The organism is Nocardioides sp. S5, assembly GCF_017310035.1.
GTDB lineage: Bacteria > Actinomycetota > Actinomycetes > Propionibacteriales > Nocardioidaceae > Nocardioides.
The window spans coordinates 1433239-1445450 of sequence record NZ_CP022296.1 but is presented as its reverse complement, the minus strand read 5'-3'; the positions used below and the strand labels follow the sequence as shown (position 1 = coordinate 1445450).

The following is a 12212-nucleotide window of genomic DNA, read 5'->3' as shown; positions in this document are numbered from 1 at the left end:
GCCGGCGTCACTCCTCGCCGCGCTGCCGACGCAGCCAGGTGATCGGGTCGCCGTCGTCGACCGCGACGCCGAGGTCGCGCAGCAGGTGGCGGGCCAGCTGGCGTCGCGCGGCGGCGTACGTCACCACGTGGGCGAAGACGCTGGCCATCACGAAGCTCTCCGGCGGGTCACAGAGGGCGTCGACGAGCCGGTCGTCCCACGCTCCCCTGCTGTCGAGGTCGCGCACCGTCGCCAGCCAGCGCGGCGCCACGGCGTCATGGCGCGCGAGCAGGCCGGCGGCACTCGTGTCACCGCCCTGCGGGAGGTCCGCGCCCTCGATCGCAGCCAGCCAGATCTCCTTGGTCGCGACGAGGTGCTCGAGCAGCTCGGCCAGCGTCTCGTCGCTGCCGTCGAAACCGAGCACCTGCAGGCCCGGGAGCCGTGTCGCCGCGTAGTCGTCGGGCGCGAGCCCCCGGGCGAGGTCGACCAGGTGGCGGGTGTCGTCGAGGTCGTGGCGGACGAGGTGCTCGGTGATCGGGTTCATGGCGTGCTCCGTGGACTGCACCCACAACGACATGGGCGGGTGGAAGTGGATGCCGTTCGGCGACGGCAGCCAGTGGCCGGCCGCCGGGGTGCTCGGCGGGTGCCCGAAGGCGCGGGAGTAGGCGCGGGCGAATCCCTCCACCGACTCGTAGCCGGCCTCGAAGGCGGCCTCGGTGACGCTCGTGCCACCGGAGAGGCGCCAGGCTGCGCGCTCGAGCACCACCCGGCGCCGCATCGCGACCGGGGGCTCCCCCGCGTCGCGCCGCAGGAGCCGGTTGAAGTGGTGCGGCGAGGAGTGCGCGCGGGACGCCATGTCGGCGAGCGTGGCGTCCTCCCCGTCCAGGACGGCGTCGAGGAGCTCGCGCAGGCGGTCACGACCGGACGCGTTCATGAGCCCCAGTCTGCGACACCGTGGGCCCCCGCGCCCGACCAGAATTGCCGTGTGGGCCCAGAAGTGACGCCGAGGCGACGATGGCGGCATCGACGCATGGGTCCTCGTGGGTGAGGCACCGAACCTCATCACCCCCACAGAGAGGACCACCTCATGACCGACACGATCAGCGCCATGCTCCACGCCCGTGCTGGAGACCGACGGTGCCCTGAGCTTCCTCAGCAAGTCGCCAGGTGCAGTGGACGGCCCCGCTGCGCACATGCGAGAGGCCCTCACAGTCAGACTGTGAGGGCCTCGCGGACTTGTAGCGGGGGCAGTGTGCTGGCTCAGGACATCGGAAACCCATGTCTCACGACATAGGAAACTCGATGCTGGCCTGTGTCGAAGGCAAGGCTGGTCATCACCGCGATCGAGACCGAGGGCATCACCCAGGCTGAGGCCGCCCGCCGCTACGGAGTGAGTGAGGGCTGGGTCAGCAAGCTGATGGCCCGCCGACGAACCGAGGGCGACACCGCCTACGAACCGAAGTCACGGCGTCCGGTGACCTCGCCCAACGCCACCCCCGAAGCAGTCGTCGACCTCGTCCTCGCGCTGCGCAAGCACCTGGTCGAGTCCGGCCTCGACGCCGGAGCCGACACCATCGGCTGGCACCTGCAGCACCACCACGCAGTGACCGTGTCCCGGGCCACGATCAACCGGATCCTGACTCGCGCCGGCGCGGTGTCCCCTGAGCCGGCCAAACGCCCGAAGTCGTCCTACATCCGCTTCCAGGCCGAGATGCCCAACGAGACCTGGCAGTCAGACTTCACCCACTACCGACTGACCAACCCAGACCGCAGCCCCGGCGCAGACGTCGAGATCATCACCTGGCTCGACGACCACTCCCGCTACGCCGTGCACGTGAGTGCACACCGGCGGATCACGGCCAAGATCGTGCTCGACACCTTCACGAAAGCCGCAGGTCAGCACGGCTACCCCGCATCCACCCTGACCGACAACGGCATGGTCTACACCGTCCGTTTCGCCGGCGGCCGCGGCGGACGCAGCATGCTCGAGCACGAGCTACGACGCCTCGGGATCGTGCAGAAGAACTCCCGCCCGAACCACCCCACCACCTGCGGGAAGGTCGAACGCTTCCAACAGACGATGAAGAACTGGCTACGCGCCCAGTCCGAGCAGCCGACCAACCTCGAGCAACTACAGGCCCTGCTCGAGGAGTTCGCCACCACGTACAACCGGCACCGCCCGCACCGGTCCCTGCCACATCGAGCCACACCGGCCATCGCCTACACGACCCGCCCGAAAGCCACTCCAGGCGCCGACCGCGACACTGACACCCACGACCGAGTCCGGTTCGACCGCATCGACAGCGTCGGCACCGTCACCCTGCGCGTCAACGGCCGGCTGCACCACATCGGCGTCGGACGAACCCACGCCCGAACCCACGTCATCCTGCTCGTCCACGACCTCGACGTCCGCATCATCAACGCCGCCACCGGAGAACTCCTCCGCGAGCTCACCATCGACACCACCAAGGACTACCAACCCCGGAAATGACCAAGACCCGAACCCACTTCCGTGGGTTCGGGCCTTGCGGATGTCCTGAGACATCACACTTGTAGCGGGGGCAGGATTTGAACCTGCGACCTCTGGACTCATAGTGTGGTGGTGATTGCTTGCGCCCCTGCTTGCTGCCTTTTGACGCGTAGTGCTCTGACCTGCACAAACGCACCGCGACAGTCGTGACGCCGCTCACTCCTTTTGATGCCGTCAGACCTCGTCAGGCGGCTTGCGTCGAGGTTTTCGGGGAGTAAACGTGGCATGGCTCGAATCTCATTCGAGCCATGCCCCACGCACCTCAGCGCGACAGCAAGCCGGCTGTCCTTGGACACGCCGCCGGGCGACGGGAGGTTAGTTATCGGCCTTTTCCCTGGCCTTGATTGGGCTACAATAACGGCCTAGAATGGTCGGCATGCAGACGCTACCGATCTCAAAGGTCAAGGACAAGCTCAACGAGTTCGTCGAGGCCGTCTCGTTGACCCGTGAGCAGGTCACGATCACCAAGAACGGCTCGCCCGCCGCGGTGCTCGTCGGCGCCGACGAGTGGGAGTCGCTCCAGGAAACCCTGTTCTGGCTCTCGCGCCCAAAGACCCTCGACGACATCGCCGAGGCCGAGCGTGAGTACGCTGAAGGCAAGACGATCCGCGAGGACGAGATCCGCTCCGAGTTCAACGTTCCGCGCCGCCCCACCGCCTGACGACGGGTGAGCCAGGCCTACGAGGTCCGCCTCGCCTCGCCGGCGCGACGCGACCTGCGCAGGGTGCCGCCGCGCATCGTACCTGCGATCGTGGAGTTCCTTTACGGCGAGCTCGCGCGGAACCCTAAGCGCGTCGGCAAGGCGCTCGAGCGTGAGCTTGAGGGCTACTGGTCGGCCCGGCGTGGCCCATACCGGATCATCTATCGTATCGACGACGACCAGCTCATCGTGCTGGTCGTCAACGTCGACCACCGCGCGGACGTGTACCGCCCGCGCTGACCAAGAACAAACTCCCGGCCGATCGACTCCCGGTTCGAGGCGACCCCGGACGGCCCCCCGGTCCGGCCGGCGCGTACGCCGGCGCGTGCGCCCGGTTCACGGGCGACCTGCCCCGCGCTGCCGTGCTCGCGGAGCGCGGGCGCCTTGTGTCCGGGCTCAACCGGCTTGGCCCGGCGATTACCCCGCCTCCCGTTCGGGCGCCACGACCAGTTTGCGGAAGCGGGATCCGTGGAAGACGAGCGGCGTGATCTCGGGTACGGCGGCCAGAACCAGAATCTCGAACAGCACGATGTGGTGGCGACCGCGGGAACTCCCTCGGCGATCCGGCGCTCCATCCAGGTAGCGGCACCGTTGATCAGGATCGCTCCTCGGGGGGTTTCTTGGAGATCCAGGCCCGCGAACCGGTCGCCTCCTTCGAGGCCAGTTGCCGGCAAGCCAGATCGTGGTCCTCACCGAGCACGCTGACCCCGGCGGCCCACTGCGTAAACTTCCTGCTAGGCGAGGTACTTCTTGAGCCCGCGACAGCCCCGGCGCACATCTCGTCGTAGCCGCAGCTCAGCCACCAACCTGACGCGAGGAGCCGGCGTTTCCCGCACCCAATTCTTATACACCTCGGCGCCAGGCGTCGAATGTCGGGATGCTTACCAGCGCGTCTCCGGTTGTGCCACCCCGGCCGGTGATAGTCTGGATGAGGCCATCCGGACGACATCCTCGATCAACTCGGCCCAACGCAGCGCGGACAGGCTTGTGTGCTCGCTGGGCTTCATGATCACGGTATTGCCGGCATCAAGCGGGGGCCGCGACCCTTCCCGCCACGAACGTCAGCGGGTGGTTGAAGGGGATGATCCGGGCCACGACTCCGTAGTGCTGCGGCAGCGAGTAGTTAATGGGTTGACGTCGTCGGAGACGGGCGTTTGCAGGACGTCGAGTGGCAGCGACACGACGACGGGGCCTGGTTTCCCGGAGGCAGCCGTCCTGACCGCGCGCTGGAGAGGTTCGGGGATGCGATCCGCGTGCCGGATCTCCACAACCCACTTCGAGAAGGGCCGGAATGACGCCAGGTCCATCTCCTCGAAGGCGTGCCGATCGGCGATCCCCCCAAGCCACCTGGCCAACCAGCAACAGCATCGGAATCGACATGGTGGCGTTCTCGACCGCGATCGCCGCGTTCGTTGCGCCAGGGCCGCGCGAGACAACGCAAACGCCGAGCTGCTTCCCGGGGCGTGACACCCTGTCAGCGAGGAAGCCAGCCACCTGCTCGTCGTGTGACGATGAATCGGATGTCGTCTTGACGGGCCAAACTATCGAGCAGCTCCATCGTCGGGGTTCTCCTGGCACGCCGGCGACGAAACGGATCCCTTCCGCCGATAGACACTCGACGACGAGGTCCGCGCCGTTGCGACTCGATTTGGTGGTCTGGCTGCTTGCTGCGGGGGTGGGCATGACTCTCCTCGCGACCTATGCCCTCGGATTCCAGGTGGCGAACCCGAGGCCCGTGATGCCGTGGCGCAGGGGAATGTAGTCGATGACGTCGGCCGGTACCCCCGGCATGGCGCCGGCCACCACGACCCATGAACGGATCTCGCCGCTTCCGCCGTTGAGGGTGTCAGTCTTGAAGGTGAAGAGGTTGGTGAGCTCCTCCCCGCGACCCCGGCTGATCCGATCGAGGACCCAACGGTCGAGGGGCTCGTCGATCCAGCCCGCACGGGGGCCGTCCGGGTCGTGCGAGAGCCCTCCAGAGCCGAGCACTGCAATGCGTTCGGGCCGGCTGTCTGCGATCTCGCGGATCGCCTGCCCGAGCGCGAAGCATCGCTGCGCAGAGGGCAGCGGCTCATGGTAGGAGTTCAGGAAGACCGGGACCACGGGGACGCCGCTCTCGGCGATCTGAAGCATCTGCGCAGGACGGGTGAAGGCGTGCCCGATCCCCTCGGGCTTGCTCAGCGGGCGCAGCTCTGTCATGACAGCTGGGTCGAACCCCCGCTCGACGAGGCCCGCTGCCAAGGCGTGGGCCACCTCGGGGTGGCACCCCAAGGTCACGGTCTCGTCGAAGCCCTGGTCCCGGAATCGAGGAAGGGTGTTCCCGGTCACCTTGTCACCGCAGTAGACGGCGAGGTTCGGGTTCACCGACGGGCCGAAGACCTCGTTCTGGTCATCGCCGACGATGATCACAACGTCGGGACGAGCGGCTTCGAGCGCACTGCGGAGGGCGGCGGCACTGGAATCGATTCGCTCCTTGGCGTGCGCCAGGAACTCAGGTGTCTCCGCCTCGACGTCTGACGACTGAGCGACGTCCGCGATCATCAACTTGTGCGCTGCTGGCCAGGCCTCCACCGGGAGAAGCACAGCAGGAGCATGAGAGGTAGCAAGGCCAAGGACGAGCATCACTCGTCTCCTTCCGTAGAGATGGATAACAGGACGCGATCGCCGTCCACGGTCACGGGGTAAGAGGTCACTGGCAGGAGCGCGGGAAGCGCGCAGACGTCACCGGTCTTGAGGTCGAAGCGGGCCCAGTGAAGAGCGCACTCGATCTGACTATTGACGATTTCGCCGTCAGCGAGCGACGACTGTCCGTGGCTGCACGTGTCGCTTAGCGCGAAGAACTGCCCGTCGTCGTTGAATACGGCGATCGGCTCCGGCAGATCGTCTCGCGCGATCCTTATCCCTTCCCCCCGCGGCACATCGCCCGCGTCGCAGACGTGGATCGGAGTCGACAACTCCATAACTGACACCTCACCTCCTCACGTGGGCGCGGCAACGCACCGGAAACTCGAACGCCCCGTCTGCGTGATCACGGCGCGGCGAGGAAGTCCAACGCGATGCGATTGAACTCCTCCGGATGCTCAAGCTGCGCCCAGTGGCCGCAGTCGCGGAAGACGTGCAGTCTCGAGTCAGGGATCTCGCGCAGCAGGAGAAGGCCAATCTCCAGAGGGTTGACCCGATCCTCCCGTCCCCAGACGATCAGGGTGCGAGCCTGGATCCGCTTGAACTCATCCGCCTGTTCGCGCCAAGGCGCCGTTGACCGAGCAGCCGCATCCCGGCGGGCCAGGTCGTTGGCGGCCTCGACCCGCGATTTGAGGACGTCCTGGGACAGAACGCTGGGATCGAACAGCATGACGTCGGCGAGCGCCTGCATCGTCTCGAGGGTAGGTGCGGCCGAGGCCTCGCGGAGCCTCCGGTGTCCCTCGGTGGGCTGTGTGAACAGCACCGTGCGGGTCATGCCGGAAGCGCCCATCAGAACCAGACGGTCGACGCGGTCGGGATAGTCGACCGCGAATGCCATGGCAACCGACCCGCCCATCGAGTTGCCGAGGAAGCTTGCGCGCTCGATCCCCAGGGCATCCATCAGGTCGCGTACGGCACGGGCACGGACCGTTGTCGCCGGCTCTGCGTCGAACACCACTGACTCCGACCGCCCGAAGCTGAGCATGTCGACGAGCACAGTCCTGTGCTTGGCAGCGAACGACGCGAAGTTCGCATTGAAGTTCGCCCATCCACTCGCCCCAGGCCCTCCACCGTGCAGCATGATGACGACGGGGCCTTCGCCGGCATCGTGGTAACTGACGCGGTAAGGGCCAGCCTGAATCTCCTTAACGGTGTTTTCCTCTGTCAGTTCGGACAGCGTGTCGCTCATTGATGTCGCTTTCATGTGTAGAGGCCGGCTGTGCTTCGGCAGATCTCAGAAAAAGATGGCGATGCCGCGAGGCAGGATCGTGGCGTCTAGGTAGATGACGCGGCGCGCGATCTTCCAGGTCCCGTCGACGCGGCGCAGTCGGTCGTGACGACGCCCTGTCCACCAAGCCTCGTCTCGAAGCTTTCGCGCTTGCCGGACGGCGAAGGCACTCCTGACGTCGACCTCGTCAGGGACGTCGACCTCGTCCACAACGACGTTGCTGATGAGATGACAGGTCATCGATGCCGGAAGTTCTACGTGTGAGTAGCCGGTGTCGTCCTTGCGGACCCGAATCGTGAGCATTTCCTTGTCGTCGCGCATGATCGGATGGCCCGCGGGTTCGACGTCACCTTCGAGGTACTCGCGCAACGGCATGAGGTACTCGACGTCGTCGGTGAAGAGGGTCAGCCAGTCGTCGAGCCTTCGCTCGTCAAGGACGTGGGCCTCGCGGAAGAGGAAGTCCTCAACCTCCCGCTGGAGTTGCCAGCTGTCGCGCGTGGTCATGCCTGCTTCCTTTCCATCATCTCCAGCCAGAACTTGTAAAAGCGCCGCTGGTCGACCTCGCTGGGGTTGGGCCCGACGATGCCGGGGATGCCGTCCGGCCCCTCGTTCTCTCGCCCGAGCTGCAGTCCGTAGTGCAGCGGGCGGGCCCAGTTTCGTTCCGGCCCCGCAGCCTCGACCATGCGCTCGAAGTTCTCGACGTCATCGGGAGCGATGACACCCGCCATGTGCTGGCCCTGGAAGACCCGCTGGGCAGCAAGGTCCTTGATGACCTGGGGGGCGTCACGCTCAACCATCGTCCACTGCCAACACTCGTGACCCCGCGGTCCGCGCGGATGGAACGTCTGGAAGTGTCGGCCCACCATGGGCGAGAAGTAGCCCATGAATCCGAAGTTGGGGAAGATCCCGCCGTTCATGAACCCGTACGGACTTCCGCCCATGTCCTTCGTGAGTTCTGCATACTTCTGGCGCCGGTACTCCACCCACTCCACTGCCTCGGGCCCGAGTCCTTTGGCCTCGGCAAGATCGCGTGCGTACCCGCCTTCGTCGTCGATGGTGACCATTCCAAGACCCATGGGCGCGCTGATGCCTTCGCCGCCGGCGCTCACCTCCCACATGGGCGTCTCGGTTGAGGAGGCGGGGTAGGTGAGCATTGGGTGCTTGCTCCCCTGCTCCAGGTTATGCTGAATAAGCGACAGCCACGCGACGTGGGTCGCTGAGAAGACGTGGTAGTTGTCTCCGATGAAGTTCTCGCTCACCAGCTTCCAGTTGCCGGGCGAGTGGTATCGGTGCCAGCCAGGCATTGACTCCAGACCGCCGAGCGGAGTGGCCAGGAGGTAGTTCTCAACCCACCAGCACGTGTCCTCGCCCAGCCACTCCTCGAGTGAGGGCGCGGACTGGTCAAACGTGGCGAAGATGAGGCCATGGAAGTTCGCCACTCGGGCGCGCTCCAGTCCCCAGGCCGGCTTGTCGAGTTCGTCGCGGTAGAAGTGCTGCTCCATCGGCGCACCAGTGAGCTCGCCGTCTAGGCCGTAGCTCCAGCCGTGGTAGGAGCACGTGAAGCCCTTCACGTTGCCGCGGTCGAAGAGACAGACTTGGTTACCGCGGTGGGCGCACTTGTTGACCATCACGCCGATCTCGCCGGCTCGGTCCCGGGCCACGATGACCCCTACCTCGCCCATGTAGTTGGTGATGTAGTCGCCCGGCTTACGCACCATGTCTTCGTGCCCAACAACCAGCCAGGCTCGGTTGAAGACCCGGTCCGCCTCTGCGCGGTAGATCTCCGGATCAAAGTGAATGGACGCGTTGACGCGTCCGTTCACCCAGTCGACTGCCTCGCGCACGGCCGCCATGTCCACCTGAGCCGGCGCACTGGACGACGGGGCTGAGACCTTCTTTTGGGTGACCATAATGCTCGCTCCTTTCGAAGTCACGCGGTCCGGCGCAGGCCGGAACCTGGTGCGTGCGCGTTGTGATGAACGACACTAGGTCGCGAGTTGGGATTCGTCCATAGACGAGTTGTGCTGTGCATCTATCCTTCGAGCGTATAAGTGGATCTCCGTGTTTCAGGTGGAGCGTGAGCGACACGGCATGACGCAGCATCGAGTCGATGATCACGCTTTGTCGCAACCACTCGACCAATGTGAAGAACTGGCAGAGCGGCAACATGGCCGTGCGCTGGTGCGCCGCTGGCCTGGTCGAGGCCGGCAAGCAGTTCCGCCGCGTCAACGGCCACCTGCACCTAGCTAGCAGCACTGCGAGTTGCCCTGCAGCGGCATGTCGCCGAGCAGACTGTCGGTGCCGGCCGTCACGATGAGATCGTGAACGTAGCCTGATGCTCATCGGGCCGCCACCGAAGTTCCACGGAACTCGGGACATCCTCGGTCAATGACCACCAGGGCGAGTACTCCTCGCTCACGGCCGCTGCGGCGGTCGTGGCCAAGCAGCTCGGGGTCGGGAAGGAGTCCGTGCGCAGCTGGGTGATTCAGTCCCGGATCGACGGCGGCCAGCGTGCCGGCGCGAGCACTGAGGAGTTGGCTGAGATCAGGCGCTGAAAGAAGAGAACCGTCGGCTGCGCGAGGACGTCGAGATCCTGCGCGGCGCCAGTTGGAGGATCTCGCGCTCGGTCGTGAGCTTGGTCGTCTCGACCTCGAGCTCGGCTACTCGGCCAGGGACACGATCTCGAGGATCACCGACAAAGTCGTGGCCGAGATGGCCGAATGGACCTCGCGGCCGCTGGAGAAGGTCTACGCCGCGGTCTTCATCGATGCGATCTACGTCAAGATCCGCGACGGCCAGGTCGGGAACCGTCCGATCTACGCCGCGATCGGGGTCGACCTGGCCGGCCATAAGGACATCCTGGGATCTGGGCCGGTAACGGTGGCGGGGAATCGGCGAAGTTCTGGCTCCAGGTCCTGACCGAGCTGAAGAACCGCGGCGTCGAAGACATCTTCTTCGTCATCTGCGACGGCCTCAAAGGACTGCCCGACTCCGTCGGCGCGGTGTTCGGCCAAGCGATCGTGCAGACCTGCGTGATCCACCTGATCCGCAACACCTTCCGCTACGCCTCGAAGCGCTACTGGGGACAGATCTCGACCGATCTGAACCGATCTATGTCGCCCCAACCCGCGAGGCGGGCTGGCGGGCGTTCGAGGAGTTCGACGACAAGTGGGGCAAGCCCTACCCCGCGATCAGCGGCCTGTGGCGCACAGCCTGGGAGCAGTTCATCCCGTTCCTCGACTATACGACGCCGAGATCCGCAAGGTCCTCTGCTCGACGAACGCGATCGTTATCTCCAGCTCTTCGGCAGGTGTACTTGATGTCCAGCACGGGACCGTTCTCGGCTGTGTTTTCCGTGGTGGACGTGGTTATCTCCGGTCTGTCCATGACAGAGACTGGTCGGAGGTTCGATGTTCGTGCAGAAGGTGGCCCCGCCGGGGTCGAGGGTTGAGTCGTGGACGGTGCTCGGTGCCGACGACGCGCCGGTCGCGGCGATCGAGAGCTATCTGTCGTATCTGAGCGACATCGAGCGGTCGCCGAACACGGTGAAGACCTACGCCCACGACTTGAAGGACTACTTCGTCTTCTTGGCCCATCACGGCATCGACTGGCGCGAGGTTCGTCTGGAGGACGTCGGTGAGTTCGTGGCCTGGTTGCGGCTTCCGCCAGCCGGCCGCTCGGGCCAGGTGTCGGTGCTGCCCTCGCTGGAGCCCCATGTTGATGCGGCCACGGTCAACCGGAAGCTGTCGGCAGTCAGCTCGTTCTATGCCCACCAGGCACGCCACGGGGTGGATCTGGGCGAGCTGCTGGTGACGTGGTTGGCGCCGGGCAGGTCGGCGTGGAAGCCGTTTCTGCACCACATCAGCAAGAGCGGTCCGCGCAAGCGGCGAGCGATCGTGTTGAAGACGCCGCAGCGGATCCCTCGGGTGCTGACCGCGTCCGAGGTGCAGACGATTTTGGATGCGTGCACCCGGCTGCGGGACCGGTTGTTGTTCGCGGTGCTCTATGACACCGGCATGCGCATCGGGGAGGCCCTTGGCCTGCGCCATGAGGACCTGGCCGCGGCCGAGCGGGAGGTGTCCATCATCGCCCGGGTCAACGACAACGGGGCCCGGGTCAAGACCGGCCGGGGCCGCACGATCCCGGTCGGTGGGGACCTGCTGCGGCTCTACGCCGACTACCTCCATGCCGAGTACGGGGATCTGGACAGCGACCACGTGTTCGTCAACCTGTGGGGCGAACCGATCGGGCACGCGTTGTCCTACGCGGCTGTCTACGACCTGGTGCTGCGGCTGCGTCGACGCACCGGCATCGACTTCGACCCGCACTGGTTCCGCCACACCGCGGCCACCCGGATGCTGCGCGACCGGGTGCCGCTGGAGGTGGTCTCCAAGTTGTTGGGCCACGCCTCGGTGACCACGACCGCCGACATCTACGGACACCTCACCTGCGAGGACGCCCGACGGGTGCTGGAACGAGCAGGCTGGTTCCCCGGGACCGAGGTTCGACTGTGAACCCGCAGAGCCCGACCCCGACGACCCGGGCAGGAACCGCCGGGCTGCTGGAGAACCTGATGGCCACCGTCCGGACCGAGTTCCGCGACGAGGTACTGGTCTTCGCCGCCGACGACCCGATCTTCGGCGGCGGCGCCTGCCGGGTCGGCGGCTGTGAACGGTCGGCCCGCGGACAGCAGATGTGTCAGGGCCACCGTCAGCGCTGGGCACAGGCGGGGCGTCCGGACCTGGAGGGCTTCATCACCTCCACCGATTCGCGGTGGCGGCGCGGGCGTCCGAACATGGTCTGCTCGGTCATCGACTGCGGCTACGGCTCGTCGCGACGCGGCATGTGTGTGCTGCACGCCCAACGCTGGGAACGCGCCGGTCGCCCGGACCGGGCGGCCTGGTTAGCGGACCCGCTCCCGGTCAAGGCGCCCGCACCAGGAGCGACCTGCCATCTCAGCTCAAGCTCGAGGTCGCCTACGCCTTGCAGTGTCGTCGCGACGACCGGGGCAGCAGGTGCCCACCAGCGGTGGTGATGCAGGTCGTCAGCTTCCTGCGAGAGGCTGGGGGCACCTCGTTGCTGGACCGCACCGA

11 protein-coding genes and 3 pseudogenes are annotated in these 12212 nt (G+C 66.1%); 8 read left to right on the top strand and 6 right to left on the bottom strand.

Annotated elements, in window-relative coordinates:
- Nucleotides 1–7 precede the first annotated feature (7 nt).
- Nucleotides 8–913, bottom strand: a complete 906-nt coding sequence (locus CFI00_RS07175) for a helix-turn-helix domain-containing protein (RefSeq protein ID WP_207084520.1) — start codon at nt 911–913, stop codon at nt 8–10.
- Between the two features lie 378 nt (nt 914–1291).
- On the opposite strand from CFI00_RS07175, the gene CFI00_RS07170 reads away from it, so the two are divergent.
- The 3 genes from CFI00_RS07170 to CFI00_RS07160 all read left to right on the top strand — a co-directional run bounded on the left by CFI00_RS07170 (nt 1292) and on the right by CFI00_RS07160 (nt 3449).
- Complete coding sequence (locus tag CFI00_RS07170) at nt 1292–2470, top strand: IS481 family transposase (protein WP_207084519.1); 1179 nt, start codon at nt 1292–1294, stop codon at nt 2468–2470.
- A 415-nt stretch (nt 2471–2885) separates the two neighbouring features.
- On the top strand, nt 2886–3170 hold the full coding sequence (locus CFI00_RS07165) for a type II toxin-antitoxin system Phd/YefM family antitoxin (protein ID WP_179652963.1): 285 nt from the start codon (nt 2886–2888) through the stop codon (nt 3168–3170).
- A 6-nt stretch (nt 3171–3176) separates the two neighbouring features.
- A complete protein-coding gene (locus CFI00_RS07160) occupies nt 3177–3449 on the top strand; it encodes a type II toxin-antitoxin system RelE/ParE family toxin (RefSeq protein WP_207084518.1) in 273 nt (90 codons plus the stop codon).
- Between the two features lie 1458 nt (nt 3450–4907).
- Here the strand turns inward: CFI00_RS07160 and CFI00_RS07145 are convergent.
- The 5 genes from CFI00_RS07145 to CFI00_RS07125 form a co-directional block, all read right to left on the bottom strand.
- Nucleotides 4908–5831 (bottom strand): hypothetical protein, encoded by a 924-nt coding sequence (locus CFI00_RS07145; RefSeq protein ID WP_207084515.1) that lies wholly within the window; start codon nt 5829–5831, stop codon nt 4908–4910.
- Nucleotides 5831–6169, bottom strand: a complete 339-nt coding sequence (locus CFI00_RS07140) for a non-heme iron oxygenase ferredoxin subunit (protein WP_207084514.1) — start codon at nt 6167–6169, stop codon at nt 5831–5833. The genes CFI00_RS07145 and CFI00_RS07140 overlap by 1 nt, the downstream gene beginning before the upstream one ends.
- A 68-nt stretch (nt 6170–6237) precedes the next feature.
- Nucleotides 6238–7080 (bottom strand): alpha/beta fold hydrolase, encoded by an 843-nt coding sequence (locus CFI00_RS07135; protein WP_207084513.1) that lies wholly within the window; start codon nt 7078–7080, stop codon nt 6238–6240.
- 45 nt (nt 7081–7125) lie between these two features.
- Nucleotides 7126–7623, bottom strand: coding sequence for an aromatic-ring-hydroxylating dioxygenase subunit beta (locus CFI00_RS07130; RefSeq protein WP_207084512.1), 498 nt, complete (start codon nt 7621–7623; stop codon nt 7126–7128).
- A complete protein-coding gene (locus CFI00_RS07125; protein ID WP_207084511.1) occupies nt 7620–9029 on the bottom strand; it encodes a Rieske 2Fe-2S domain-containing protein in 1410 nt (469 codons plus the stop codon). The genes CFI00_RS07130 and CFI00_RS07125 overlap by 4 nt, the downstream gene beginning before the upstream one ends.
- A 188-nt stretch (nt 9030–9217) precedes the next feature.
- Between CFI00_RS07125 and CFI00_RS07120 the strand changes: the two are divergent.
- The 5 genes and pseudogenes from CFI00_RS07120 to CFI00_RS07105 all read left to right on the top strand — a co-directional run.
- Nucleotides 9218–9455, top strand: a pseudogene (locus CFI00_RS07120) (IS256 family transposase); the annotation flags it as partial.
- Between the two features lie 93 nt (nt 9456–9548).
- Nucleotides 9549–9727, top strand: a pseudogene (locus tag CFI00_RS23520) (IS3 family transposase); the annotation flags it as partial.
- A gap of 62 nt (nt 9728–9789) precedes the next feature.
- Nucleotides 9790–10407: pseudogene (locus CFI00_RS07115) on the top strand (IS256 family transposase); the annotation flags it as partial.
- Nucleotides 10408–10529: 122 nt separating this feature from the next.
- On the top strand, nt 10530–11633 hold the full coding sequence (locus CFI00_RS07110) for a tyrosine-type recombinase/integrase (RefSeq protein WP_207084510.1): 1104 nt from the start codon (nt 10530–10532) through the stop codon (nt 11631–11633).
- On the top strand, nt 11630–12154 hold the full coding sequence (locus CFI00_RS07105; RefSeq protein ID WP_207084509.1) for a hypothetical protein: 525 nt from the start codon (nt 11630–11632) through the stop codon (nt 12152–12154). Before CFI00_RS07110 ends, CFI00_RS07105 begins: the two co-directional genes overlap by 4 nt.
- Nucleotides 12155–12212 lie beyond the last annotated feature (58 nt).

What these genes read in the sequence shown, in the direction of transcription:
- CFI00_RS07175 (WP_207084520.1), bottom strand. Translation starts at nt 913, where the DNA reads ATGAACGCGTCCGGTCGTGACCGCCTGCGCGAGCTCCTCGACGCCGTC.
- CFI00_RS07165 (WP_179652963.1), top strand. Translation starts at nt 2,886, where the DNA reads ATGCAGACGCTACCGATCTCAAAGGTCAAGGACAAGCTCAACGAGTTC.
- CFI00_RS07145 (WP_207084515.1), bottom strand. Translation starts at nt 5,831, where the DNA reads ATGCTCGTCCTTGGCCTTGCTACCTCTCATGCTCCTGCTGTGCTTCTC.
- CFI00_RS07140 (WP_207084514.1), bottom strand. Translation starts at nt 6,169, where the DNA reads ATGGAGTTGTCGACTCCGATCCACGTCTGCGACGCGGGCGATGTGCCG.
- CFI00_RS07135 (WP_207084513.1), bottom strand. Translation starts at nt 7,080, where the DNA reads ATGAGCGACACGCTGTCCGAACTGACAGAGGAAAACACCGTTAAGGAG.
- CFI00_RS07130 (WP_207084512.1), bottom strand. Translation starts at nt 7,623, where the DNA reads ATGACCACGCGCGACAGCTGGCAACTCCAGCGGGAGGTTGAGGACTTC.
- CFI00_RS07125 (WP_207084511.1), bottom strand. Translation starts at nt 9,029, where the DNA reads ATGGTCACCCAAAAGAAGGTCTCAGCCCCGTCGTCCAGTGCGCCGGCT.
- CFI00_RS07110 (WP_207084510.1), top strand. Translation starts at nt 10,530, where the DNA reads ATGTTCGTGCAGAAGGTGGCCCCGCCGGGGTCGAGGGTTGAGTCGTGG.